At 61.9% G+C, this 25,313-nt stretch carries 18 protein-coding genes and 1 riboswitch; of the genes, 9 read left to right on the forward strand and 9 right to left on the reverse strand.

From position 1 onward, the window contains the following. Positions 1-48: 48 nt before the first annotated feature. Positions 49-266, reverse strand: a riboswitch (cobalamin riboswitch). Between the two features lie 496 nt (positions 267-762). Continuing rightward, on the forward strand, positions 763-2,799 hold the full coding sequence (locus VIM98_RS04720) for a phosphocholine-specific phospholipase C (protein WP_331991940.1): 2,037 nt from the start codon (positions 763-765) through the stop codon (positions 2,797-2,799). Between the two features lie 101 nt (positions 2,800-2,900). Here VIM98_RS04720 and clpB read toward each other — a convergent pair whose 3' ends face one another. Next, on the reverse strand, positions 2,901-5,483 hold the full coding sequence (gene clpB / locus VIM98_RS04725) for an ATP-dependent chaperone ClpB (RefSeq protein ID WP_331991941.1): 2,583 nt from the start codon (positions 5,481-5,483) through the stop codon (positions 2,901-2,903). Between the two features lie 189 nt (positions 5,484-5,672). Here clpB and otsB point away from each other — a divergent pair, with 189 nt between their 5' ends. From otsB to otsA, 3 genes are read left to right on the forward strand one after another with little or no spacing between them, the layout of a single operon-like run. Beyond that, a complete protein-coding gene (gene otsB / locus VIM98_RS04730) occupies positions 5,673-6,485 on the forward strand; it encodes a trehalose-phosphatase (RefSeq protein ID WP_331991942.1) in 813 nt (270 codons plus the stop codon). Beyond that, the gene (locus tag VIM98_RS04735; RefSeq protein WP_331991943.1) at positions 6,442-8,280 is read left to right on the forward strand and encodes a glycoside hydrolase family 15 protein; all 1,839 of its coding nucleotides are present in this window, start codon (positions 6,442-6,444) and stop codon (positions 8,278-8,280) included. The genes otsB and VIM98_RS04735 overlap by 44 nt, the downstream gene beginning before the upstream one ends. A gap of 44 nt (positions 8,281-8,324) precedes the next feature. After that, a complete protein-coding gene (gene otsA, locus VIM98_RS04740; RefSeq protein ID WP_331991944.1) occupies positions 8,325-9,689 on the forward strand; it encodes an alpha,alpha-trehalose-phosphate synthase (UDP-forming) in 1,365 nt (454 codons plus the stop codon). A 47-nt stretch (positions 9,690-9,736) separates the two neighbouring features. On the opposite strand, the gene pgeF is transcribed toward otsA, so the two are convergent. Continuing rightward, positions 9,737-10,486: a peptidoglycan editing factor PgeF gene (gene pgeF, locus VIM98_RS04745; protein ID WP_331991945.1), complete on the reverse strand. Its 750-nt coding sequence runs from the start codon at positions 10,484-10,486 to the stop codon at positions 9,737-9,739. 79 nt (positions 10,487-10,565) lie between these two features. Continuing rightward, positions 10,566-11,534, reverse strand: a complete 969-nt coding sequence (rluD, locus tag VIM98_RS04750; protein ID WP_331991946.1) for a 23S rRNA pseudouridine(1911/1915/1917) synthase RluD — start codon at positions 11,532-11,534, stop codon at positions 10,566-10,568. A gap of 188 nt (positions 11,535-11,722) precedes the next feature. On the opposite strand from rluD, the gene VIM98_RS04755 reads away from it, so the two are divergent. After that, positions 11,723-12,559, forward strand: coding sequence for an outer membrane protein assembly factor BamD (locus VIM98_RS04755; protein ID WP_331991947.1), 837 nt, complete (start codon positions 11,723-11,725; stop codon positions 12,557-12,559). Between the two features lie 137 nt (positions 12,560-12,696). On the opposite strand, the gene VIM98_RS04760 is transcribed toward VIM98_RS04755, so the two are convergent. Next, positions 12,697-13,458 carry a GNAT family N-acetyltransferase gene (locus VIM98_RS04760; protein ID WP_331991948.1) on the reverse strand — a complete coding sequence of 254 codons (762 nt, stop codon included), beginning with the start codon at positions 13,456-13,458 and terminating at the stop codon, positions 12,697-12,699. A gap of 473 nt (positions 13,459-13,931) precedes the next feature. Between VIM98_RS04760 and VIM98_RS04765 the strand changes: the two genes are divergently transcribed. After that, positions 13,932-15,983, forward strand: coding sequence for a S8 family serine peptidase (locus VIM98_RS04765; RefSeq protein ID WP_331991949.1), 2,052 nt, complete (start codon positions 13,932-13,934; stop codon positions 15,981-15,983). Positions 15,984-16,031: 48 nt separating this feature from the next. Here the strand turns inward: VIM98_RS04765 and VIM98_RS04770 are convergent, their stop codons facing one another. Both VIM98_RS04770 and VIM98_RS04775 read right to left on the reverse strand, forming a co-directional pair. Further along, positions 16,032-17,657, reverse strand: coding sequence for an NAD+ synthase (locus tag VIM98_RS04770; protein WP_331991950.1), 1,626 nt, complete (start codon positions 17,655-17,657; stop codon positions 16,032-16,034). An 89-nt stretch (positions 17,658-17,746) separates the two neighbouring features. Then, complete coding sequence (locus tag VIM98_RS04775) at positions 17,747-18,568, reverse strand: hypothetical protein (RefSeq protein WP_331991951.1); 822 nt, start codon at positions 18,566-18,568, stop codon at positions 17,747-17,749. Between the two features lie 225 nt (positions 18,569-18,793). Here VIM98_RS04775 and VIM98_RS04780 point away from each other — a divergent pair, with 225 nt between their 5' ends. Next, positions 18,794-19,084: a helix-turn-helix transcriptional regulator gene (locus VIM98_RS04780; protein ID WP_331991952.1), complete on the forward strand. Its 291-nt coding sequence runs from the start codon at positions 18,794-18,796 to the stop codon at positions 19,082-19,084. 75 nt (positions 19,085-19,159) lie between these two features. Here VIM98_RS04780 and VIM98_RS04785 read toward each other — a convergent pair whose 3' ends face one another. Continuing rightward, positions 19,160-19,777, reverse strand: a complete 618-nt coding sequence (locus VIM98_RS04785; protein WP_331991953.1) for a LysE/ArgO family amino acid transporter — start codon at positions 19,775-19,777, stop codon at positions 19,160-19,162. Positions 19,778-19,870: 93 nt separating this feature from the next. Here VIM98_RS04785 and VIM98_RS04790 point away from each other — a divergent pair, with 93 nt between their 5' ends. Further along, complete coding sequence (locus VIM98_RS04790) at positions 19,871-20,761, forward strand: LysR family transcriptional regulator ArgP (RefSeq protein ID WP_331991954.1); 891 nt, start codon at positions 19,871-19,873, stop codon at positions 20,759-20,761. Between the two features lie 266 nt (positions 20,762-21,027). Here VIM98_RS04790 and sucD read toward each other — a convergent pair whose 3' ends face one another. Together sucD and sucC are read right to left on the reverse strand one after the other, a co-directional pair. Beyond that, a complete protein-coding gene (gene sucD / locus VIM98_RS04795) occupies positions 21,028-21,900 on the reverse strand; it encodes a succinate--CoA ligase subunit alpha (RefSeq protein ID WP_331991955.1) in 873 nt (290 codons plus the stop codon). 13 nt (positions 21,901-21,913) lie between these two features. Next, the gene (sucC, locus tag VIM98_RS04800) at positions 21,914-23,074 is read right to left on the reverse strand and encodes an ADP-forming succinate--CoA ligase subunit beta (RefSeq protein WP_331991956.1); all 1,161 of its coding nucleotides are present in this window, start codon (positions 23,072-23,074) and stop codon (positions 21,914-21,916) included. A 394-nt stretch (positions 23,075-23,468) separates the two neighbouring features. Between sucC and VIM98_RS04805 the strand changes: the two genes are divergently transcribed. Next, positions 23,469-25,106, forward strand: a complete 1,638-nt coding sequence (locus tag VIM98_RS04805) for a sensor histidine kinase (protein WP_331991957.1) — start codon at positions 23,469-23,471, stop codon at positions 25,104-25,106. The last annotated feature ends 207 nt before the right edge of the window (positions 25,107-25,313 follow it).

Consider the following 25,313-nt stretch of genomic DNA (forward strand, 5'->3'; position numbering starts at 1 on the left):
AGCGGTGCCGAGAGAAACGAGACGGCGCCCGACATGGCCCGCCGCCTGTCCGGTATTACCTTCGAGGCCGGTCTCCGGGCTCGCGAGTGAGGGTTCTTCCTCCCGGACCGTGCCTTCCCATGCTTCACGCACAGTGGCTTCGTACGGCCCGTTTGCTCGCTTACCGTTGCGGGGGCAGCTTCGGCTTGGGTCTCAAGAGACTGACCGAATTCCCGTTTCAACCGCTGCTAAAACAAGCAGCAGTCACCTCAAGGCGCCGCGATCTTAGCAGCACCGTGGCGGTTTCGTCAGTGCTGGCGGAGGGACGGCACATGTTAAGGACTACCGTCGCCAAGGAATCTAGCTCGAGACATTTCGGAAATGAACTACATCAAGACGTTCGAAAAAAGGTCGATCTTTCATACGCTCTTTTCAGCCCCCCCTTTCTTCAGGCAGAACTACATGAATGCGTCTTCTATCTATACACACCAGGGGATGCCAACGGACGCGCGTCCGCGCAAGCCATTCAACGCAGCTTCTTCGTCAAATCCAACGGACTGGCCGTGCCCGTCATTCGATTCGAGCAACCGACGGCGGAGCATGATGGAAGATTTACGTACCACGAAGAGGATCAGGCGATCTGAACGGATGGCATTCATCTCCGAAGAACTCGCCCGGTAACGGGAATCTCGATGCGCCAACAAACTGACCTGTTATTGGCACAGTAATGCAACACTGATGCGGTGTCCTAGCACGAGCCCCGCAGAACGGCTCGTGCGACCCATGAACCGCATCGACGATCCCGCGCGGCGCCGATTTCTGAAGATCGGCGCCGCTTCCGCCGGCAGCTTGGCCGCAATGTGCGCCTTGCCTCCGGTGATTCGGCAAACCCTGGCCACCCCAGCCGCGCGGGAGACCGGCGATATCACCGACGTGCAGCACGTAGTGATCTTCATGCAGGAGAACCGCTCGTTCGATCATTACTTCGGCAGTCTTGCCGGCGTCCGCGGTTTCGCCGATCGCGTACCGGCACCCTTGCCTGGTGGTCAGGACAAAGTGTGGCGCCAGCCGGATGCGAGCCAGGCCGGCTATATGCTGCCGTTCCGTATCGATACAGCGCATACCAGCGGCATGTGCATGCACGCGCCAGCGATGAGCTACCCGGTAGATACGGCAATCTGGAATGGCGGAAGATTCGATGCTTGGAATACAGCGCGTGAGCCCGGGCTGGGGATGGGTTATTTCACCCGTGACGACTTACCCTTCTACTACGCATTGGCCGATGCGTTCACGCTGTGCGACCAGTATTTCTGCTCCACCCTCACCCAGACCAATCCCAATCGACTGCATTTTTTCAGCGGCACCAATGGTCTCTCGGTCGGGCGGGACGCGGCGTTGGACAATACCGAACCTAGCGAAGGTTTCGAGTGGGCTACTTATGCCGAGCGCCTGCAGGAGGCCGGGATCAGCTGGAAGGTGTATCAACAGAGCAATAATTTCGACGATAACGCACTGGCCTGGTTCGCCAACTTCAAGCGTGCCACGCCGGGCCAGCCGCTTTATGAGCGCGGCATGGTGACCGTGCCGGACCTGGTCGCCGCATTCGCCAAGGACGTCGCCGACGATACATTACCGCAGGTGTCGTGGATCGTTGCGCCGGATTACCTCTCGGAGCACGCCAACTACAAACCCGCATATGGCGAGCACCTGACGGCCCAATTGCTGGGCGCCTTGGTGGCCCGTCCCGATGTCTATGCCAAGACGGTATTCATCCTGAATTACGACGAGAACGGCGGCTTCTTCGACCATGTACCGCCGCCGACACCGCCGGCCTCGGTCGCCGAAGGGCTCTCGACCGCCAGCACAGATGGCGAGATCGTCGACGGCAAACCGATCGGATTGGGTTTTCGCGTGCCATTGATGGCCATCTCGCCATGGAGCCGGGGCGGTTGGGTGTGTTCGCAAGTCTTCGACCATACATCGGTGCTGCGTTTTCTCGAAGCTCGCTTTGGCGTGGTCGAACCGAATATCAGTCCCTGGCGGCGAGCGGTCTGCGGCGACCTTACCTCGGTGTTCGACTTCACAGCCGGCGATACCGCGTGGCCCAGCCTACCGGAGACGAACGGCTATCCCGCCGAAGCCGATGCGCAGTGCTCGAACCTTCCCGAGCCTACCGTGCCCCTTGCGCCATCGATGCCCTCACCCGAATCGAATCGGCGGCGTCTCGCACGCGCATTGCCGTACGAACTGGATATTCAGGGCAGCTTGGACACCGCAGGCAGGCAGTACAGACTGAGATTCGCCAATACGGGCGGCGCAGGAGCCGTGTTTCAGGTGTATGCAGCCCATCGCGACGATGGGCCGCGACGCTATACCGTCGAAGCAGGAAAAACGCTTGCGGACGACTGGAGCTCCGAAAGCGCCTACCAGCTTGAAGCCCATGGACCTAACGGCTTTCTGCGCGTATGGAATGGACATATCGCTACTGCCGACGCGATGCCGGAAACATCGCTCGCTTATGACCCGGCGAATCGACGCGTGCATTTGACGATGCATAACGAAGGTAGCCGCGCATGCACGTTTACGGTGAAGAACGGCTATACCGACGAGGACGTGCGCATGTACTCGGTGCCTGCGCGTGGGACCGAGACCGACAGTTGGGATTTGCGCGACCTCGCCAATTGGTACGATCTCAGCGTGACGGTAGCCGAAGCCGACAGATGGCTACGTCGCCTGGCCGGACATATGGAAGACGGGGTGGCGAGCTTGAGCGAGCCGAGCCGCGATGACCGAAGGGCTGCCGGCCGGATAAAAGAGTGAGCGCATAGAAACGAGGGAGCGAGGGAGCAGAGAAAACTGGTCACGCCCCCCACTCTTACTCACGCCTCGCTCCTACGCACACACCCCTTCGTACCAGGGGCTCAGCCCTTGTGGAACGCCAGACGCCCACCTTCGGCATCCACCACGATTCGATCGCCCGCGACAAAGCGCCCCTCCAGAATCTCCCGTGCCAGCAAGTTCTCCAACTGCTGTTGGATCGCCCGCTTCAACGGCCGCGCACCGTACACCGGATCGAAGCCGACATTGCCCAGCAAGTCCAATGCCTTGTCGCCGATCTCCAACTGCAATTGGCGTTCGGCCAGGCGCTTCTCCAGATAGGCCAGCTGGATTCGGGCAATCTGACGAATCTGTTTCTTTTCCAGCGGGCGGAAGACCACCAGCTCGTCCAGGCGATTGATGAATTCCGGACGGAAGTGCGCCTGCACCACGCCCAGCACCGACGCCTTCATTTGCAAATAGTCCGCCTCACTATCGCTGGCTTGCTCCTGGATCATCTGCGAGCCCAGATTGGAGGTCATCACAATCACGGTATTGCGGAAATCCACCGTGCGGCCCTGCCCATCCGTCAGGCGGCCATCGTCCAGCACCTGCAGCAGGATGTTGAACACATCCGGATGCGCCTTCTCCACCTCGTCGAGCAGAATGACACTGTACGGCCGACGGCGCACCGCCTCGGTCAGGTAGCCGCCCTCCTCGTAACCGACGTAGCCCGGAGGCGCGCCGATCAGGCGACTCACGGCGTGTTTTTCCATGAACTCGCTCATATCGATGCGCACCATCGCATCCTGGGTGTCGAACAGGAACTCGGCCAGCGCCTTGCACAGCTCCGTCTTACCCACGCCCGTGGGCCCCAGGAACAGGAACGAACCGTAGGGCCGATTCGGATCGGAAAGGCCCGCCCGCGCGCGACGAATGGCATCGGAGACCGCTCGCACCGCCTCGTCCTGGCCGACCACGCGCTGATGCAGCGCCGATTCCATCTGCAGCAGCTTCTCGCGCTCGCCTTCGAGCATCTTGTTGACCGGGATACCTGTCCAGCGCGAAACCACTTCGGCAATTTCCTCGTCCGTCACGCGATCCTGCACAAGCTTGAAGTCCTGCTGTTCGGCAGCCTGAGCGGCCGCGAGCTGCTTTTCCAACTCGGGCAAGCGACCGTACTGGAGCTCGCTCATCTTGGCGTAGTCCTGCCGGCGTTGCGCAGCTTCGAGCTCCAGGCGCACCTGCTCGATCTGTTCCTTGACCTTGGTCGCACCCTGCAAGGCAGCCTTTTCCGACTTCCACACTTCGTTGAGGTCGGAAAATTCGCGCTCGAGCTTTTCGATATCCGCATCCAGGTCGGCAAGACGCTTCTTCGACGCCTCGTCGGTTTCCTTCTTCAGCATCTCCCGCTGGATCTTCAGCTGGATCAGGCGTCGCTCGAGGCGATCGAGCTCCTCCGGCTTGGAATCGATTTCCATGCGGATACGCGATGCCGCCTCGTCCATCAGGTCGATCGCCTTGTCCGGCAACTGACGGTCGGTGATATAGCGATTGGACAGCGTCGCCGCCGCAACGATGGCCGGATCGGTGATCTCCACCCCGTGGTGTACCGCGTAGCGCTCCTTCAGGCCGCGCAGGATCGCGATCGTATCCTCCACGCTAGGCTCGCCGACGAAGACTTTCTGGAAACGACGTTCCAGCGCGGCGTCCTTCTCGATGTATTTGCGGTATTCGTCCAGTGTCGTCGCGCCGATGCAGTGCAGCTCGCCACGCGCAAGCGCCGGCTTGAGCATGTTGCCCGCGTCCATCGCGCCGTCAGCCTTGCCGGCACCGACCATGGTATGCAGCTCGTCGATGAACAGGATGACCCGGCCCTCCTGCTTGGCCAGATCGTTGAGGACTCCCTTCAGGCGCTCCTCGAATTCGCCGCGGAATTTGGCGCCTGCAATCAGCGCGCCCATGTCCAACGCGAGCACGCGGCGATCGCGCAACCCCTCAGGCACCTCGCCCTTCACGATACGTTGGGCCAGGCCCTCGACAATGGCAGTCTTGCCCACGCCCGGCTCACCAATCAGCACCGGATTGTTTTTGGTACGGCGTTGCAGAACCTGGATCGTGCGACGGATTTCCTCGTCCCGTCCGATCACCGGATCGAGCTTGCCGCTCTCGGCGCGTTCGGTCAGGTCGATACAGTATTTTTCCAAAGCCTGACGCTGTTCCTCGGCATTTTCGCTCTGCACTTTCTCGCCGCCGCGCAGCTTGTCGATGGCTGCTTCGAGGTTGACCTTGGTGGCGCCGGTCGTCTTCAGCGCGGCACCGAGCTCCCCCTTATCCTCCAGCGCGGCCAGCAGGAACAACTCGCTGGCGATGAATTGGTCGCCGCGTTGCTGTGCCAGCTTGTCGGTCAGGTTGAGCAGCCGTGTCAACTCGTTGCCGACGTGGATATTGCCCTCCTGGCCGCTGACCTTGGGCAGACGGTCCAGTTGTTCGGCCACGCGCTGGCGGAGCGCCGGCACGTTGACCTGGGCCTGGGTGAGCAAAGGCGCGGTCGAACCGCCCTGCTGATCGAGCAGCGCTGCCAAGACATGCACCGGCTCGAGCATGTTGTGATCGCGCCCGACCGCCAACGACTGGGCATCGGCGAGCGCCTGTTGGAAACGCGACGTGAGTTTGTCCATCCGCATTGGATTGATCCCCGCAAGAAAGCTCTGGATGTGTTTCGGCGGCAGGCCGCCACTGCTCCACGATGTGTGGACGCCTTCTTAACGGTTCAAGGATAACTCGCGCCCCGGAAAGCATTCGTTTAGGTGAAGACCAGCCTTCACACCGGCTCTGATAGGGTGATCCGAGTGTCAGCTCGAACGAACTTTTCCATGCCTGTCTCCACGCCGCTGCCGGCGCCGCCGCTGCCTGGCGCCCATGAAACCTGGGCGTTGTTCCTCGATGTCGATGGCAGCCTGCTCGAATTCGCCGACCGGCCCGAACGGGTCCATGTCAGCCGAACCTTAGCCAAGCTCTTGGCCGAACTGCACCCAGCGCTGGGTGGCGCGCTGGCCTTGGTCAGCGGCCGTCCTATCGCCGACCTGCAGCGTCTGTTCGGCAACCCGCGATGGGCGATGGCCGGCGTGCATGGCCTGCAACTACGTCACGCCGATGGTGCCCGTCGCGAAATCGAGCTGGATCCGGCCGCACGGCAGAAACTGCGACAAGCCTCCGATGTGCTGGTCCAGCGCCTGCCGCAGGTGCTGCTTGAAGACAAGGGTGTGGCGATCGCATTGCATGACCGCAGCACCGACCCCGCCATGCGGGCATTGCGTGAGGCCGCCGAGGCGCTCGTCCGCGAGCTGCCCGATTACGAACTGCAACCTGGCCACCGCGTGATCGAAATCAAGCCCGCCGGCATGGATAAAGGCAAGGCCGTGACCGAGCTGCTTTCGCGTGCGCCGTTCCACGGCCGCATGCCTGTCTACGTCGGCGACGATTTCACCGACGAGCATGGCTTTGCCGCCGCCAATCTGGAGAACGGCATCAGCATCCGCGTCGGTTCGCGCGAACCGAGCCTGGCCCAATACGGCCTGCCTGGACCGGCCAGCGTGCAGGCCTGGCTGGCCCGCGTTCTGCACGTCCTGGGAGTGACAACGCATGCTCAACAATCCGGAGAGCGCCGCCAACACGGCAGCATCTGAATTAACCGGCACGCCACAGGCCAATTTGTCATTGGGCGTGATCGGTAACGGCAGCGTCGCGGCGCTTATCGACGCGCAGGCGCGGATCGTCTGGTGCTGCTTACCGCGCTTCGACGACGACGCCAGCTTTTGCGCCCTGCTCTCGCCAAAACGCGATGGCGGCGACTGGACGATTGCACTGGACGATTTCGAGCGCGCCGAACAGCAGTACCTGCCTAACAGCGCCATTCTTCAGACCCGGCTCTACAACCGTCATGGCGGCGCGATCGAAATCGTCGATTTCGCTCCGCGCTTCAGGGCACATGGGCGCTTCTATCACCCCGTGCTGATCGCCCGGCGTGTACGGCCGATTGCCGGTTCGCCGCGCATCCGCATACTGCTGCGGCCTTTGTGCGACTACGGCGCCCATGCGCCGCAGACAACTTCCGGCAGCAATCACATCCGTTATCTGCTCAGCAATACTGTCATGCGCCTGACCTCGGACGTCGCCTCTCCGTTGATCGAGGGTGGTTTGCCGTTCTTCCTCGATCGCAGCGCGCACTTTGTGTTCGGACCCGATGAAACACTGACTCAGAGTCCCGCCGAGTTTATTCATCACACCCTCGATCACACCTTGGCCTACTGGCGCGAGTGGGTGCGCTATCTGTCGGTACCGTACGAATGGCAAACCCATGTCATACGTGCGGCGATTACTTTGAAGCTTTGCCAATACGAGGCGACCGGCGCGATCGTCGCCGCCTTGACCACTTCGATCCCCGAAGCGCCGCACACATCGCGCAACTGGGATTATCGCTACTGCTGGCTGCGCGACGCGGCCTTTACCGTGCGCGCACTCAATCGCCTCGGAGCGACACGCACGATGGAGGAGTACATCCGTTACGTGTTCAACTTGGTGGCCGCCGACGGCGATCGCGAGATCGGCCCGGTATTCGGCATCCTGTTCGAACACGAGCTGCCAGAACGACAGATCGACAGCCTGGCCGGTTATCGCGGCATGGGCCCCGTTCGTGTAGGCAACGACGCGTGGCGACAGCGCCAAAACGATGTCTACGGCTCGGTCGTGCTGGCCTCCGCGCAGTTGTTCTTCGACCAGCGGCTGGAAAGCAAGGGCGACCAGCGCACGTTCGCGCGTCTGGAGCGGATGGGCTACATGGCCCTGAAAATGGCTGAAGAGCCGGATGCCGGCTTGTGGGAATTCCGCGGACGCAGTGCGGTGCATACCTATTCGGCCGCCATGTGCTGGGCCGCCTGCGAACGCCTGGCTCATATCGCCACCGAATTAGGCCTGGATGAGCGGGCGCGCTATTGGCACGAGGAAGCGGTCGCACTGCACGCGCGCATCGTGGCGCGCAGTTGGAATGAAGAAAAGGGTTATTTCGCCGATGCCTACGATGGCGACCGCCTCGATGCCAGTTTGCTGCTGCTTGCCGACATCGGTTTTCTCAAGGCCGACGACCCACGCTTCGTCTCCACCGTCGATGCCATCGGCAAAGAACTCGGCCGCGGCAACTATCTGTTCCGCTATATCGCACCGGACGATTTCGGCGCACCAGAAAACAGTTTCACCATCTGTACCTTCTGGTACATCGAAGCGCTCGCCGCCACCGGTCGGCGCGACCAGGCTCGCGCCATGTTCGAGAACATGCTTGCCCGCCTCAATCCGCTGGGTCTCTTGTCCGAGGACCTCGCGCCGCACAGCGGCGAGCACTGGGGCAACTTTCCCCAGACCTATTCGCTGGTCGGCCTGATCCAGGCGGCCATGCGGCTGTCACGGCGCTGGGAGGATGCGATGTAACGCAGGTTCGCCGACCTGTTTCCGCTAACACATCAAGGACTGCTATGACCCGCCTCATTGTTGTTTCCAATCGCGTCGCCCTTCCCAAGCAGACCGCTACAGGCGGGCTGGCTTCGGCCATGCGCGATGCACTGCGGGAACGCGGCGGCTTGTGGTTCGGCTGGAGTGGCAAGATCGCCAGACGTACCGCGGGCGAATTACACCGATTGAAAGACGGCCCGGTGGAATACGCCACGATCGATCTGTCCAAGGATCACCACGATCATTTCTATGACGGCTACGCAAACCGGACACTGTGGCCATTGCTGCATTACCGGCCCGACCTGGTCGATTACAACCGCGGTCACCTGGAGGGCTATCTGCGCGTCAACACCTTGTTTGCCGAGCGGCTTGTCGAGCTGATCGAACCGGGCGACCTGGTCTGGGTCAATGACTATCACCTGATTCCGCTGGCCTCGATGCTGCGCGAACGAGGCGTGCGCAACCGCATCGGCTTTTTCCTGCATACGCCCTTGCCGGCCGCCGGATTGCTGATCGCATTACCGCAGCATCGCGAGCTGCTGGAGACCCTGTCCAGTTATGACCTGATCGGCTTGCATACAGCACGCGACCTGCGCGCCCTGGAAGATTATTTCTTGCACGAAGCCCATGCTGTCATGCGTCCGGGCCACCGGATGCGCGCGGACAATGGACGCATCTTTCGCGCGGGTGTGTTTCCCATCGGCATCGATACCAAGCAGGTCGCCGAGATGGCGCGTCAGGCAGGCAAGCAGGAAGAAATCCAGCAGATGCAAATCAGTCTGGAGGGCCGCGCGCTGATCATCGGCGTAGATCGGCTGGATTACTCCAAAGGCCTGCCCGAACGTTTCCAGGCTTACGAGCGCTTGCTCGAGCGCGCACCGGATCTGCATCGCAAGGTAACCTTCCTGCAAATCGCACCGCCGTCGCGCACCACCGTGCCCGAATACCGGCAAATCCGTCGCGAGCTGGAGCGCAGCGCCGGGCACATCAACGGAGCCTACGCAGCGCCCGACTGGGCGCCGATCCGCTACGTCAACAGTTCCTTCCCGCATAACGTTCTCAGCGGCTACTACCGCATCGCGCGCGTGGGCCTGGTCACACCGTTACGCGACGGCATGAATCTGGTGGCGAAGGAGTATGTCGCCAGCCAGGATCCGAAGGATCCCGGCGTGCTGGTACTTTCGCGCTTTGCCGGCGCGGCACAGGAACTGACTCAGGCGCTGCTGGTCAATCCGGCCGATACGGAGGAAGTGACCGATGCGCTGGAGCGCGCACTGAAGATGCCCCTGAAGGAACGGCGCAACCGTTGGCACGCAATGATGGAGGTTTTGCAGAAGCAGGACATTACCGCTTGGCGCACGGCATTCTTGAACGCTTTGGCGGCTTGACGGCGTGTCTTCTTCTGAAGTCGAAGCGTGAGGCTTTCTAACCCCACCTAGCCTTCGAGCCAGACCAAACTGGCAAATCGTCCGCTCTTGGCTCCGTCGCGCCGATACGAATAAAACCGCTCATCCGTACGCGTATCGAAACCGCCCCCGTAAATTTGCGTCAAGCCCATTCGCGCCAGTCGATAACGCGCCAACCCGGCCAGGTCGCACAACCAATGCCCCTGACGTGTCTGGCTGAAATAGGCGCTGGCGGCAGCATCTTCCTGCACGAACACCTCGCGTACCGGGGCATCGATCTCATACGACGCCTGGCCGATGCACGGCCCCAGCCAGGCCATCATGCGTTGTGGCGCCACTTGCATCTGCTCCACCGTAGTTTCGAGCACACCATGAGCCAGGCCTTTCCAACCGGCGTGCGCCGCGCCGATCTGGCGACCGTCGTCTGTGCAGAAAAGCACCGGCAGGCAATCGGCGGTCAGAATCGCCAACACCGTGCCAGGCACATGCGAGACCGCCGCGTCGGCCTGCGGCTCATGCTCGCCCGGCAGAGGCCCCAGCTCGGCCACCACGGTGCCGTGCACCTGATGCAGCCAGCGCGGCTTTGACGGCAAACCCAGCACTTCGTGCAAGGCACTGCGATTGGCGACTACCGCCTCGGCCCGGTCGCCGCTGCGCAAGCCAAGATTGAAGCGATCGAACGGCGGCGCCGATACACCCGGCCCCTGCCGCGTCGTTACGGCGGCGTGGACGGAACACGGAGCAGGCCAATCGGGAAACAGCCAGGCAGCGGCAGTCATAAGTGTCGAGGACTGGGGGAGCCATCAGGGTATAGCGTGGGAAGCTACGATGCGAGAGGCCCCGTCCCGGAGAACACCCTCACTCCGGTTCGTGTCCTACCGCATCGGCACGCAGTGCATCGATCAGCCCCTGCTGGTCTGCCGGCCGCTCGGCGGCAAACGACAGCGGTTCGCCGGTAACCGGGTGTTCAAACGCCAGCCGCTCGGCATGCAAGGCCTGGCGACGGAAGCCGCGCAACGCTGCCACCAGGTCCGGTGTGGCGCCCTTGGGCAGCTTCAGCCCACCGCCGTACAACGGGTCGCCCACTAACGGGTGGCCGATATGTGCCATATGCACGCGAATCTGATGCGTACGGCCAGTTTCCAGGCTGCACTGGATCAGGCTGTGGGCCCGGAAGCGCTCGCGCAGGCGGTAGTGGGTAACGGCGTGCTTGCCGTCCTCCTCGTCGCGCACCGCCTGGCGCAGGCGGTCGCCCATATGGCGTCCGATCGGCGCATCGACCGTGCCGCCGGCAACCAGGGTACCCAGTACGACGGCTTCGTATTGCCGCTCCACCTCGTGGCGCGACAGCATCTCGACCAAGCCGGTATGTGCCGCCAGGCTGCGAGCCACCACCATCAGGCCGGAGGTTTCTTTATCCAGGCGATGGACAATGCCGCCGCGTGGCAGCTCGGCCAGCTTCGGATCCAGATGCAGCAAGGCGTTCAACACCGTACCGGCAGGGTTTCCGGCCCCCGGGTGCACGACCAGCCCGGCTGGCTTGTTCAGCACCAGCAGATAGTCGTCCTGATGCACCACATCCAGCGCGATAGCTTCCGGCTGCGAGTGGACCTCCACCGCTAACTCCGCTTGCAGCAAGACTTTTTCCCCACCCCGCAACAGGTGTCGCGGCGCCGTAACAGCACCGTCCAGGGTAGCTGCCCCGTCCTTGATCCAGGCCGTAAGCCGGGATCGCGAATAATCGGGGAACATCTCCGCCAAGGCCTGGTCGAATCTGCGACCTGCGGCCGACAAGGGGACAATGGCTTCGTGACGCACTGTAGTCATGGGCTTTTAAGACTCGAACTTGGCAGGCCGGGCCGGCCGATCCGACGTCCGGGCGCCAAGACCCCGTGCCGCACCCAGGCTTCAGTGCCCCGGCTGCACGGTGGAATTCCTTGCGCCCGGGCTCGTCCGTCCCGAGTCCCGACCCGATAGGTTATCATCCACCGTTCGACACCGAAGAATAGCTACCCATGCGCGTAACCCAGCCGGTTCTCAAAATACTAGTCGTGCTCGTCGTTGCCATGGCGGTAAGCAGTTGCTCGATGTTCCGCCACAAGCGCGACAACATCGACACCATGCCGCTGGAGAAGCTCTATTCCACCGCGCATACTTCGCTCGAAAACGCAGACTATGCCGCAGCCGTCAAGGCCTACCAGCGTTTGATCGCGCGTTTCCCGTCCGGGGACTACAACGAGCAGGCGCAGCTGGAACTGGCTTATGCGCAGTACAAGGACAACCAGCCTGACGATGCGTATTCCACCATCAACCGGTTCATCAAGACCTATCCGACACAGAAGCATGTCGATTACGCCTATTACCTGCGCGGCCTGATCAATTTCGATCGCACCGGCGGCGCGATCGAGCGCCTGCTCCACCGTGACGATAACCAGACCCGTCGCGACCAGGGCTACAACCTGCAGGCCTTCGACGATTTTTCCGAGCTGACCCGCCGCTTCCCCGATAGCGCCTACGCCACCGATGCGCGCCAGCGCATGATCTACCTGCGTAACGTGCTGGCACAGTTCGAAATCAACGTGGCCGAGTTCTACCTGCGCAACAAGGCCTATATCGCCTCGGCCAACCGCGCCCAGTACGTGATCGAGCATTATCAGCAAGCGCCGCAGGCCGGCGATGCGCTGGCGATCCTGACCCGCAGCTACATCGCGCTGGACCAGAAGGCCCTGGCCGACCAGACCCGCCAGGTGCTGGCTCTGAACTACCCCGATCACCCCTACCTGACCGACCCCAAGTGGCCGCGTCCGCCGTCGACACTGCGCAAGATGGTTCCATTCTCCGGCCACCACTGAGGTCTGGAGTGAGAGGATAAAAAGAGCCGGCAGCGTGCCGGCTCTTTTTTTGTGCCCACTCCAGAAGAAGTTAGTGGAGAGGAGCGAGGAAATAGAGAAAGCCCAACTATGCCGGCCTCGTCACTCCTCGCTCCCATTCACTCGCTTCTTGAGCCAGCGACGACCAACATGCGCCCGAACCGCACAAACCCGGCGCTCCCATAAACGCGCTCCTCATTCGCCGCCTCGGTCATCAGGAACGGGAATTCCACCCCCTGGACAAAGGCATGATCGGCCAGCAGCGCGGTGACAGCTCGGCCGAGACCTCGGCGACGCACATCCGTATGCACGCCGATGGCTGCGATCTCGGTGACACCTTCGCGCGGCGGGGTGTACAAGCCTGCCGCCAGCGGCACACCCTCGACGCAACGGGCCAAGGCGACCGCGCCGCCCTGTGCTACGACCCGATACAGCCGCTCTACGTCGGCCTCGGTCGTCGTCTCGACACCATAGGCATGGTTTTGCACCGAAGCGGCGGCGTGCAATTGCGCCTCCGATTCGGCCAGGGTCCAGGCCACACCGTCCAGATCGCATTCGGTGGCCAATGCCTCGCGCGTGCAAGTCATCAACGACAGTGGCATTTCCACCGCAAAACCCTGCTCGTTGAGTTCGGCCAACAGCGAAGGCGCCAGCTCGTCGATGTATTCCAACCGGGGAATCCGCTCACGGCGCAGAAAAGCCTCCTTGAGCGCCGATACCGCGAACCGTCCTGCCGTCGCGCCGTCGTCGGGCACGGCATAGTTGCGCGATGGCTCGGCGCTGGCCGGATCGAAGGTGATCGTAAAGGGAGCCAGCCGCTGTACGTCCCCTTGCACGTCCATACGGGCACGCAAGTAGGCAGCGACACGGCGTAATGCCATGTGTTCATGCATAGTCATAAGTTCAAGGCACTCGGCAATGCGGCGCGCGAGCGCCCAAGGCACTCATGCGACACGAAACATCACCCGCACCGTCAGGTGCAGGACAAAAATGCGAGAAAGACACGTCCGAAGGGACGGAGCTCGTCAACCTGAGAAAGGCTAAATCGGTAAACCGATTAGCAAGCGGCAAGCTGCCGGACGGCGACGATGGACGTGTGCGTAGCGATGACAATCATTGGCGCACTCCTCGTGAGTGAGGGTCGGAATAATTATTGAACTGCCGGGCCTCGTCAAGTGCAAATGGCGTGATAGCTCCCAGGAAATCATCGAATGGCCGATGGCCTACGCGGCGGCACCTTGCTGCTTGACGTTGCCCTCAGGAAAACCCCGTTTGCGGCCGCCAACAAAAGTCCTCTCATAAAAGCCACCGTCGATGGCGCGTCGATGGCCTGCCATCAAAAAAGGAATGACCCATGGCTGTTCGTTTATCACGCCTTGCTCTTGCATTACTTTCGGTTTCCCTACCCTTGTCCATCCATGCCGATCCTGCCCAGGCACCACGCTCCGGCTACGAGCTCGATCTCGGCGGGAAACGCTTCGATCCGCTACACGTCCCGATCAAGACCGATGCGGCCTGGGTGCGAACTCAAGCGGAAGGAGACGACTTCCACCTCGTCCAGTTCCATGGCCCCGTGCAGCAGCCCTGGCTGGATGCGCTACGTAGCAGCGGCCTGGAGCCGGTGCAGTACATCCACCCCTACACCTATGTCGTCTGGGGAAAGCGCAGCCATCTGGTAGCCGCGTCGCGACAGGCGCAAGTGCGTTGGAGCGGCGATTTTCTTCCGGCTTATCGCATGCAAGGCACCACGCGACACCAAACCAGAGGCATGGAGGATGTTCGTGTCCTGGTTCGCCCATCGTCGGCTGCAGCACGCACAGCCATGGCCTCACGTCAGGCCACGACATCGACGGTAACCGAACCGGGGCAACTCCAGGCCCACACGCTCCGTACCGATGCCAATGGGATCGTCACGTTAGCTCGGACGCCGGGCGTCTACAGCATCCAGACGTTGCCAAAGGACGGTGGCAGCCGTGGCGAGCTGAGCAATATGCTCAACCGCGATTTCGTCCAGCCAGGGACCCGGGTCGCGCCAACCTATCTGCAAGCACTGCAGGATTGGAAGGTCGATGGCGACGGGGTTGTCATCGCTAATGTCGATCAAGGCATCGAACATACCCATCCAGACCTGACCGCGAGAATGCTTCCTTGCGAAGGCACCACGTGCGGGCATGAGGCCACATCCTTTCATGGCACGCACACCGCAGCCATCATGGCGGGCGACGGTCGTTCGGGCGCCATAGATCGGCAGCCGGAAGGAAATTTTCTGCGCGGCTTAGGCGTCGCGCCCGGCGCTCAATTAGTCGAGCAGATTTACGGTACGTTTTTCCTGCAACCCGGTGGCATGGCGCTGCTGATGAAGGAGTCCGTACGCAACGGCGCAATCATTTCCGGCAATAGCTGGGGACCCGGCGGCAGCCCCCGCGGTTACGACAACGATACGCGTCAGGTGGATGCCGCGATTCGTGACGCCGACCCGGACCAGACCGGCGATCAACCGCTTGCCTATGTCCTCTCTTTCATGAACGGGAACGGCGGTACGCAGACGCAAGGCTCGCCCGACGAAAGCAAGAATGCCTTCACTATTGGCTCGACCAAGGCGCAGCTCGAAAACAGGTCGCAGGACAGCTCCGTCGACGACCTCTCTGCAAATACCGCCCACGGTCCCGCATTGGATGGTCGACGCATTCCGCATATGGTGGCACCAGGTTGCTGGGTCGATTCTGCCGCTACCGGCGGCAAGCACGGTCTCGATTGCGGCACAAGCATGGCGTCGCCGGCAGTCGCCGGTGCGGCCGCACTTTTTGTGCAGAAGTACCGGCTCGCATACGACGCCACGCCGAGCCCAGCCTTGATCAAGGCCGCCTTCACCGCCGCAGCTCGTGACCTGGCGGGCGGCGCAGATGCCGACGGCAAGGCGCTGGGTCGTGCTCCGGACAGCAAACAAGGCTGGGGGCGCATGCAGCTCGACAGCGTACTGGCACCCAAGACCAAGGTGCTCTACGTCGATCAAACTCATGTGTTCGAAAACAGCGGCGAAACTTGGCGCCAGCAAGTGGAAGCCGACGACCCGAACCTACCCGTGCGCATCATGCTGGCCTGGACCGATGCACCAGGCCATGGGCTGGGCGGGACGACGCCCGCGTGGAACAACAACCTCGACCTCCACGTAAAGGTCGGCGATACCGACTATTGGGGCAATGCACTGGGCGAGGAAGGCTGGTCGGTGAGCAACGGCGAGGCCGACGCCAAGAACAATCTCGAGGGTGTCTTCCTCAGCCCTGAGCAGCTCAAAGGTGAGCTGACGCTGGAGGTAGTGGCCAGCGATATCAACTCTGACGGCCTGCCCAACCAGGGGGACGATACAGACCAGGATTTCGCGCTGGTTTGCTACAACTGCAAATGAACCGTCGCGCAGCCGGTGAGCATCGCTCAGCGGCCTCGCGGCAAACGCTCAGCGCCAGCCCGATGTAATCGGATAACGCCGCTCGCGTCCAAATGCCCGCGTAGTTACACGTGGGCCCGGCGCCGACTGGCGGCGCTTGAATTCGTTGAGCAGCACCAACCGCACGACCCGCCGAACGGTATCGGGATCGAAACCCTGCGCGGCAATCTCCGCCTGCGACTCCTCGCCTTCGATGAAGCGTTCCAGGATGGCATCGAGCACATCGTAGGGCGGCAGCGAATCCTGATCGGTCTGATTGTCGCGTAGCTCCGCCGACGGCGGACGCTCGATCACCGGTGGCGGAATCACCCAGCCACCCTCGCCTTCGATACTGTTGCGCCAACGCGAGAGGCCGTAGACCACTGTCTTGTAGACATCCTTCAGTGGCGCATAGGCTCCGCACATGTCGCCGTACAGTGTGGCGTAACCCACCGCCATCTCACTCTTGTTACCGGTAGCCAGCAGCAAACGACCGTGCTTGTTGGACAGCGCCATCAGCATCACGCCACGCGTGCGCGACTGCAGATTCTCTTCGGTGAGATCGGCCGCCTTCCCGGCAAACGCAGGCGTAAGCGCGCGTACGAAGGAGCCATAGGTCTCTTCGATGGAAATCACATGGTACGCCACGCCCAACCGCTCGGCCTGTTCGCGCGCGCCATCGAGCGACAGCTGCGAGGTATAACGCGAAGGCATCATGACCGCAGTGACCCGCTCGGGGCCGAGGGCGTCGACGGCCAATGCCAGAGTCAAGGCCGAATCGATACCGCCGGACAAGCCCAACAGCACACCGCCAAAACCATTCTTGTTGATGTAGTCGGCAATGCCACGAACCAGGGCGCGATAAAGCGTACTTTCGGCGGGGGGGCTGTCGGGCGCCGGCCAATCGCGCGCGGCGAGTTGGCGCGTCTGGCTGTCGAACTCGGCCCATAGCAATACCTCGGTGAACGTCGGCGCACGTGCAGCCACCGTACCATCGGCATCGACCAGGAGCGATGCACCGTCGTAAACCACCTCGTCCTGACCACCGACCATATTGAGGTAGATGAGGGCGCAGCCAGTTTCCCTGGCCCGTGCGGCGAGTACTTCCTCGCGCGTTTTCTGCTTGGCTTTGTCCCAAGGCGAAGCGTTGATCACGACAATGAGTTCCGCCCCTGCCGCCGCAGCGGCCGCGGCGGGTTCGGGCTCCCACACATCCTCGCAGATGAGGAAGCCGACCCGCACGCCATCGATCATGGCAACACGCGTTTCGTGACCGGGACGGAAATAACGTTTGTCGTCGAATACGCCATAGTTCGGCAAGGCTTGCTTGTGCGCGGTCCATTCGACCGTGCCATGGCGCAACAAAGCCGCAGCGTTATAGACCTCGCCTTCGCTGTGCGGATACCCCACGACGGCGGCAACGCCATCGGTCTCGCGCGCCAGCGCATGCAACTCGTTCTCGCACGCTGCCAAGAAGCTCGGACGCAGGAGCAGGTCTTCCGGCGGATACCCGCTCAAGGTCAGCTCGGGAAAGGCGATCAGCGAAGCCCCGCCCTCCCGCGCCTGGGCCAACAGTTCGCGTACCTTGGCGGCATTGGCGGCCACTGCGCCGACCGAAAAATCGAATTGGGCCAGGGCCAGACGTAGGACAGCCATGCGATAACGCTTCTAGCAGGAAACCGGAGACGCCAATGGTAGCGCATCGGGCTTTTTGCAAGGCCACGCCTGGGAACTCTCCAGGCCCCTCACAGCCACGCGCCGAAAAGTGCATCGACCGCGGTCGGATTGAATCCGTCCTGACCTCGCCAATCGGTAATGAACCTCCAGTCGGGCGTGCCGCCAAGCCGGGGGCGATCCGTGGCCAACGCCTGGAGAATGCCAGCGCAGGCGAGTATCTCGACAAGCCTGCTTCGCTCCTCCTTGGAGGATGGCACCACACCGCGGAGCCGCTCGCGCAGGGCTCCGGGAGCATCGTTCGGACGAAGCGATGTCGCCGCATCCAATATCCCTTTGAAGATCTCGATATCCTCGGGCAATGGCTCAGGGATCCGGGCCTTTTCCAATTGTTCCAGATCCAGCAGCGTATAGATCAAGTCGCCATGGCGCACACCGCCCCAACGAACGCGCTCGAAGTTGAGGACATTGAGGTCCTCCTGCCAATAGGTATCCCGCCCCGCGCAAACACTGCACTCGTATCGCCAGTGCGGCGTCGAAACGCCATTCCTGAAGGTATGTCCGCCCAGGCGCCTGAGCTCCTGGTAGAGGTGCTTGGGCATCCGCCGCGCGACATGCCATGAAGCAAGACCCGAACGCCAATCGACCCGCCGCGAGGAGAGACTGCATAGAAAGGCTTTGGCTGGCTTGCCTGCGGGCATCCCTTGGGCGAGATCGACAATGCGTTCAATCAGCGCATCGTGCGTGATGACGAGCGGATCGAACATCAGTCCTTGCGCCTTGGCATACTCGAAATCTTCAGGCGGCGTATTCCTGTAATCGGTGTCTATCCAGCCGTTCTTCCAGAAGGTATCGAACAGGATCTTCTTGGCGCGTTGATCGATCTGGCTCATAGGTGAGGGAAATCCGTGTCGAGGCGGATCGTGCCCGCCGTGGCTATCGCGTGCCGCGTTTACGAACATAGCCGATCTTGTGGCAGGCGTTATCTCGGCCTCGATCGGAGCAGCGCATTCCGCAAGCTTCCTTTTTCGAATGTTACCCATTTAACGGGTTGTATGATGACTTTCGAATAAATGGTAGCCGAGTAATAACTTGTAGGCTGCCCTTCGAGGTCGGCTATGAAGCGAGCGTCGATCTACACATCAGAACACGCCGAACTGGTCTTGCTACTCAAAGACCTGCGGCTTAAAGCAGGCCTGTCCCAAGCGGAAGTAGCAGAAACATTGGAACGGCCTCAAACCTATGTGTCGGCTGTCGAAGTGGGGCAGCGTGGCGTAGATCTGTTGCAGGTCAGGGAACTGAGTGCGGTCTACGGCGTATCGCTCCCGACATTTGTCGAACTTTTCGAAGAGCGATTGAAGAGCCAGGAAAGTTCGCGCCGACCGCCCCGGAGACGGCGACGGACATAGGACCTCGACAGCCACGACCGGTCAGCGGCGCCCAGCGCGATGGCGGCGATCGAATGAATTTGGCTTGTCGTCGGATCAACGCAGGGGCCGGAGCAACAACAGAGTCGCCAGCGCAAACATCAGCAAGGCGACAAATGTATCCAGCATTCGCCAGGCACGTGCGTCGCGAAACACCGGCAACAAGACGCGAGCGCCCCAACCCAGCGCGGTAAACCAGCATACGCTGGCTGTGCAGGCACCGGCGGCGAACAGCCAACGCAAGGCGCCGGGATAGCGAGTCGACAAGCTGCCGAGCAAAACGACGGTGTCCAGATAGACGTGCGGATTGAGCAAGGTAAAGCCAAGGCAAGCGAGCCAGACGCGGCGGCGGGCGTCCGGCGCCCGATCGTCGGGGAGCAGGCCCTGCTCGCCGCGCCAGGCGCGGTGCGCAGCCATGACGCCATAGACGAACAAGAAGACTGCTCCGGCGTAACGCAGCACATTCAACAGACCCGGTCGCTCTTGCACGGCCGCGCCCATGCCGGCGACACCGGCCAGTATCAGGCAAGCGTCTGCCAACGCGCACACGAACACGACATCGGCTACGTAGCGCCGCAACAACCCTTGCCGCAATACGAAGGCGTTCTGCGCGCCGATCGCGACGATAAGGCTGGTGCCGGCACCTAATCCATAGAAATACGCGGTCAACAGCATTGATGCTCTCCCGAAGAAACGGGCACTTTCCATCGACCGATCGATTTAGTAAAACTAATTTTTCTTACCCCAGCTGATTTTTTCTAATCCATTGTGAGCCTGCTCCATCCCCAGCTGGCCGCCTTTATGGCCGTGATCGATGAAGGCAGCTTCGAACGCGCCGCGCGGCGGTTGTCGCTGACGCCTTCGGCGGTGTCGCAGCGGATCAAGGCGCTGGAGGAGCGCCTGGGTCAAATACTCATCCTGCGACAGGCGCCCTGCCGAACCACCGCCGCAGGCCAGCAACTGCTGCGCAGCGTGCAGCAGATGCGCTTGCTGGAAATCGAGACACTGGACGGTTTCGGCGCGCATAACGACGAGATGGCCGGCGGCCGTGTCTCGATGGCCGTCAATGCCGATTCATTGGCAACCTGGTTGCTCGAGCCGCTCGCTGAGTTGCATCGAGAACATGGTTTGCTGTTCGATCTTCGAGTGGAAGATCAGGACCATTCGACCCGTCTGTTGCGCGAAGGCAATGTGCTGGGCGCGGTCACTGCCGACGCACATCCCGTACAGGGTTGCCATGTGGAACCGCTAGGCACTATGCGTTATCTGCCGGTGGGCTCACCCGCCCTGGTGGAGCGCTATTTCGGTGCGGGTGTCGACGCCCGCAGCCTCGGCCAAGCGCCAATGCTGGTGTTCAATCGCAAGGACGATTTGCAAGCGCGCTTCGCACGCAGCGTAACGCGCGCAACCCTTGCACCGCCGGTGCATTATGTCCCTTCCTCGACAGCCTTTGTCGAAGCGGCAACATTAGGCATGGGCTGGGCCATGGCACCGGAATCCCTGCTGGCCAAGCCACTGGCCGCCGGAGCCTTGCGAGTACTGGCCCCCAAACGTTGGCTGGATGTCCCACTGTACTGGCAACATTGGTCGCTACGTGCGCGAATGCTTTCGGCAATAACAAAGGTCTTGCGCAAGGCTGCGCGAGATGCGTTGCGTTAATCGGACGCTCAATCTCAGCGGCTTCAAGGCGTGCTTGCGTTATCGATCGCCGCATGACTCCGCGCCGAATCGGCCCTATACGACGCGGTCGTTGCACGCAAAAAAAGACCGCGAGACGGCCGTCGAAAACTGTCCCGCACACATGTAACGATAACCACATTGAGGACGGTATCGGGGCTGTCGCAACAGGCTAAGCCAACCGCTTTCGGAGCATAAAAAAGCCGCGGATTCCGCGGCTTTTTATGTAATGCCTGACTCGCTACTTATTATTTCATCAGCTTGGCGAGCGTCTTGCCCAGGTCGGCAGGCGACTTCACCGTGGTGACGCCAGCCTTTTCCAGCGCGGCGAACTTCGCCGCGGCGGTGCCCTTGCCACCGGAGATGATCGCACCGGCATGGCCCATGCGCTTGCCGGCCGGAGCCGAGGCGCCCGCAATGAAGGACACGACCGGCTTCTTGACGTACTCGCCGATGAACTCCGCCGCGTCTTCCTCGGCGCTGCCGCCGATTTCGCCGACCATGATGATGCCTTCGGTCTGCGGATCGTCCTGGAACATCTTCAGGCAGTCGATGAAGTTCAGGCCGTTGATCGGATCGCCGCCGATGCCGATGCAGGTGGACTGCCCCAGGCCTTCGTTGGTGGTCTGGAACACGGCTTCATAGGTCAGCGTGCCGGAGCGCGACACGATGCCGACCTTGCCCGGCTTGTGGATGTGACCCGGCATGATGCCGATCTTGCACTCGCCCGGAGTGATGATGCCGGGGCAGTTCGGGCCGATCAGCACGGTCTCCGGGTGCTGGGCCAGCACGTTCTTTACGCGCAGCATGTCCAGCACCGGGATGCCTTCGGTGATCGCCACGATCACGCGGATACCCGCGTCGACCGCTTCGAGGATCGAGTCGGCCGCGAACGGCGGCGGCACGAAGATCACCGACGCATCGGCACCGGTTTCGTCGACGGCTTCGGACACCGAGTTGAAGACCGGCAGGCCGATGTGTTCGCTGCCGCCCTTGCCCGGGGTGACGCCACCGACAACCGTGGTGCCGTAGTCCAGCGCCTGTTGCGCGTGGAAGGTGCCCTGCTGGCCGGTAAAGCCCTGCACGATCACCTTGGTGTTCTTATTAACGAGAACGCTCATGCTTGGATGCTCCTCACTTCGCGGCGGCCACGGCTTTCTGCGCCGCGTCGTTGAGATCGTCGGCCGGCGTGATCGCCAGACCGGAGTTGGCCAGCAGTTCGCGGCCCAGCTCCACGTTGGTGCCCTGCAGGCGCACCACCACCGGAATGGTCAACCCTACTTCCTTCACCGCGGCAATGATGCCTTCGGCAATCATGTCGCAGCGAACGATGCCGCCGAAGATGTTGACCAGGATGGCCTTCACCTTGTCGGAAGAGGTAATGAGCTTGAACGCCTCGGTCACGCGCTCCTTGGTGGCGCCGCCGCCGACGTCGAGGAAGTTGGCCGGCTCGCCGCCTGCCAGCTTGATCACGTCCATGGTCGCCATAGCCAGACCCGCGCCATTGACCATGCAGCCGATGGTGCCGTCCATCGTCACGTAGTTGAGGTTGTGCTGCACGGCAGCCGCCTCGGCCGCGTCTTCCTGGCTCAGGTCGCGCATGGCGGCCAGATCGGCGTGTCGGAATTCGGCGTTGTCGTCTGAGTTGACTTTGCCGTCGAGCGCGGCAAGGTTGCCGTCTTCGAGGATAGCCAACGGATTGAGCTCGACCAGCGACAGATCTTTCTCGTTGAAGAGCTTGTACAGGCCCAGCATGATCTTGGTCAGCTGACCGACTTGCTTGGTGTTGAGATCCATCGCAAAGCCGAGCTGACGGCACTGGTACGGCTGCAGGCCCTCGACGAAGTCGACCACGATCGTGTGGATGTCTTCGGGGGTGTCTTTGGCGACCTGTTCGATGTCCACGCCGCCATGCTTGGAGGCGATGAACGATACGGACTTCGAATCGCGGTCGACCAGGATCGACAGGTACAGTTCCTTGGCGATGTTGGTCGCGTCGGTAACCAGAACCAGGTTCACCGGCAGCGCACGGCCGGCGGACTGATAGGTTTCCATCTTGGTGCCGAGCATGCCCTTGGCTGCATCGCGCACTTCGTCATAGCTCTTGCAGAATTTCACGCCGCCGGCCTTGCCGCGGCCGCCTGCGTGAATCTGTGCCTTGACCATCCACTGCGAACCGCCAAGGTGCTTGGCAGCGTCGACAGCGGCATCGGGAGAGTTGGCAACCTTGCCCGGCGGCACGGCAATGCCGTACTGCGCGAACAGTTCTTTAGCCTGGTACTCGTGGAAATTCATTCGATACCTCGAGCGAACGGGGAACATTGAAACCGCATGCCGGTACCTTGGCACGGGTGAGGAGAGCGGACCGCGGTACTTCTAGCAACGCGCTGCCGGCATGCAGTGCGCTGCCGCCATGCCTGGGCATGGCGAAAACCGCGCAATACGGCCAGGTATTTTCGCGGAACCCCGGGGCGATGGAAAGGGGCTTGTGCGGTGCGGCAAGGCCGGGCGGCGCCAGGTATTTGATCGTATGGGTACTTTTCGTAGGCGACCAGGCGGCCAAGGGCGGCCTTTTCCGGCACTGCATGCCGCGATGCGCCACAGCCTCCGCAGGCGACCGACCTCTCTATTCCCCTTGGTCTCACCACATATACTGGCACCATCGCCCACGCCAACGAGTGCCGCCTAGGTGCCAGCCACCGCGCCGTCCCCCGCTCCCGCATCGCGCCCCGCCGTCGAGGCGGTCCGCCACGAACTGTCCTTCCTCAATTATTTTCGACTGGTCCAGGCGCTGATCTACGTCGGCCTGGCCTTCAGTCCTCCGGGGCTTGGCTGGCCCAAGCTCACCGATGCCGGCTTCGCGCGGAACGTGGCGCTGGTCTTCCTGCTGTTTGCCATGGCCGCCCTGCTGCTGACCCGGCGCGGCACCCAACGCAGCCGACTGGTGGTATCGGGCAGCCTGGTGGTGGATATCGTCGCGGCGGTCATGGCAGTGACTTCGATGCACGATGCGCGCATCGGCATCGCGATGATGCTTGCGGTGAACCTGAGTGCCGGCGCGCTGATCCTGCCGCTGCGCTTATCGTTGTTCTTCGCCGCACTGGCCACCCTGGGCATCCTCGGCCACTCGGTATTCGAACTACCCAGTGTCGATTCGAGCATGGACCGGGAACTGCTCGAATCGGGCCTGTTCGGCCTGGCGTATTTCGCCAGCACCCTGCTCTGCCACGTACTGAGCCGGCAGATGCGCGCCACCGAAGCCCTGGCCGAACAACGCAGCATCGATCTGGCCAACCTTTCGCAAGTCAACGAGCTGATCATTCGGCGCATGAAGACCGGCGTATTGCTGGTGGACGATGCCAACCGCATCCATCAGATCAACGAATCGGCCTGGATGCTGCTGGGCAATCCTTCCGCCGACCAGCGCGACCTGGGCCGGCTGGCGCCGGAGCTGTCGCGCCGCCTGTATCACTGGATTACTTCGGGAAAGCTCGACGAGACGGCCACCCAGCTGGCCGATGGCGTGCCCGAAGTCGTACCGCGCTTTACCCGCCTGGCACCGAACGACGATTCGCACGTACTGATCTTCCTGGACGACACCTCGCTGGTCTCGCGTCGCGCGGAAGAACTTACGCTCAGTTCGCTCGGCCGGCTGTCCGCCTCGATCGCGCACGAAATCCGCAACCCGCTCGCCGCGATCCGTTACTCGGCACAGCTCCTGGCCGAATCGCAGGACCTGAGCAGCACCGACCAGCGCATGGTCGAGATCATCAACAACCACTGCGTCCGCCTCAACGAAATCATCGAGAACATCCTGCAGTTGTCGCGGCGCGAGCGCTCCCGCCCGGAAACGCTCGATCTCGGGCGCTGGGCGCTTAATTTCGTCGAGGAATATCGCCAGGGCAACGACCTGGGCGAAGACTCGCTACGCGTGATCGCCGGCAACGATCCGGTAGCCGCCATGGCCGATCCGCAGCAGTTGCAGCAAGTCGTTTGGAACCTGGTGCAGAACGCGCTGCGCTATGGCCGCATGCCCGGCCAGCCGGCGCGCGTGATGGTGGTGGCACGTCATGGCGAACACGGTGTGCCGATTCTGGAAGTGATCGATCGCGGCCCTGGCATTCCTCCAAAGGTGGCCGCGCAGATCTTCGAGCCTTTCTACACCACGCATGAATACGGCACGGGGCTGGGGCTTTATCTGGCTCGTCAGATGAGTGAGGCGAATCAGGCGTCCCTCGAGTATGTGCGTGTTGCCGGCGGTGGCAGTTGCTTTCGCTTGGTGTTGACGCCGGCGTATCGGGGGAAGAATGTGGAGGCGGAAGCGTGAGTTTCAGGAGTCAGCGAAGAGGAGTGAGAAATGGGAGAAGGCGAACACGCGCAGGCTTCTGAAGGCAACCTCTAAAAACTGGCTCTTCTGTGGGAGCGACTTTCGTCGCGACGATCGTGCCTTATCGCAAGTCCTTGTCGCGACTGAAGTCGCTCCCACAACGATAGGATCCGCTTTCGCTATGTTCGGGCGATTGCGAGGTTTTTA

The sequence above is a fragment of the Dyella sp. genome (assembly GCF_036568765.1).
Classification (GTDB): domain Bacteria; phylum Pseudomonadota; class Gammaproteobacteria; order Xanthomonadales; family Rhodanobacteraceae; genus GSA-30.

What these genes read in the sequence shown, in the direction of transcription:
- VIM98_RS04720 (WP_331991940.1), top strand. Translation starts at nt 763, where the DNA reads ATGAACCGCATCGACGATCCCGCGCGGCGCCGATTTCTGAAGATCGGC.
- clpB (WP_331991941.1), bottom strand. Translation starts at nt 5,483, where the DNA reads ATGCGGATGGACAAACTCACGTCGCGTTTCCAACAGGCGCTCGCCGAT.
- otsB (WP_331991942.1), top strand. Translation starts at nt 5,673, where the DNA reads ATGCCTGTCTCCACGCCGCTGCCGGCGCCGCCGCTGCCTGGCGCCCAT.
- VIM98_RS04735 (WP_331991943.1), top strand. Translation starts at nt 6,442, where the DNA reads ATGCTCAACAATCCGGAGAGCGCCGCCAACACGGCAGCATCTGAATTA.
- otsA (WP_331991944.1), top strand. Translation starts at nt 8,325, where the DNA reads ATGACCCGCCTCATTGTTGTTTCCAATCGCGTCGCCCTTCCCAAGCAG.
- pgeF (WP_331991945.1), bottom strand. Translation starts at nt 10,486, where the DNA reads ATGACTGCCGCTGCCTGGCTGTTTCCCGATTGGCCTGCTCCGTGTTCC.
- rluD (WP_331991946.1), bottom strand. Translation starts at nt 11,534, where the DNA reads ATGACTACAGTGCGTCACGAAGCCATTGTCCCCTTGTCGGCCGCAGGT.
- VIM98_RS04755 (WP_331991947.1), top strand. Translation starts at nt 11,723, where the DNA reads ATGCGCGTAACCCAGCCGGTTCTCAAAATACTAGTCGTGCTCGTCGTT.
- VIM98_RS04760 (WP_331991948.1), bottom strand. Translation starts at nt 13,458, where the DNA reads ATGGCATTACGCCGTGTCGCTGCCTACTTGCGTGCCCGTATGGACGTG.
- VIM98_RS04765 (WP_331991949.1), top strand. Translation starts at nt 13,932, where the DNA reads ATGGCTGTTCGTTTATCACGCCTTGCTCTTGCATTACTTTCGGTTTCC.
- VIM98_RS04770 (WP_331991950.1), bottom strand. Translation starts at nt 17,657, where the DNA reads ATGGCTGTCCTACGTCTGGCCCTGGCCCAATTCGATTTTTCGGTCGGC.
- VIM98_RS04775 (WP_331991951.1), bottom strand. Translation starts at nt 18,568, where the DNA reads ATGAGCCAGATCGATCAACGCGCCAAGAAGATCCTGTTCGATACCTTC.
- VIM98_RS04780 (WP_331991952.1), top strand. Translation starts at nt 18,794, where the DNA reads ATGAAGCGAGCGTCGATCTACACATCAGAACACGCCGAACTGGTCTTG.
- VIM98_RS04785 (WP_331991953.1), bottom strand. Translation starts at nt 19,777, where the DNA reads ATGCTGTTGACCGCGTATTTCTATGGATTAGGTGCCGGCACCAGCCTT.
- sucD (WP_331991955.1), bottom strand. Translation starts at nt 21,900, where the DNA reads ATGAGCGTTCTCGTTAATAAGAACACCAAGGTGATCGTGCAGGGCTTT.
- sucC (WP_331991956.1), bottom strand. Translation starts at nt 23,074, where the DNA reads ATGAATTTCCACGAGTACCAGGCTAAAGAACTGTTCGCGCAGTACGGC.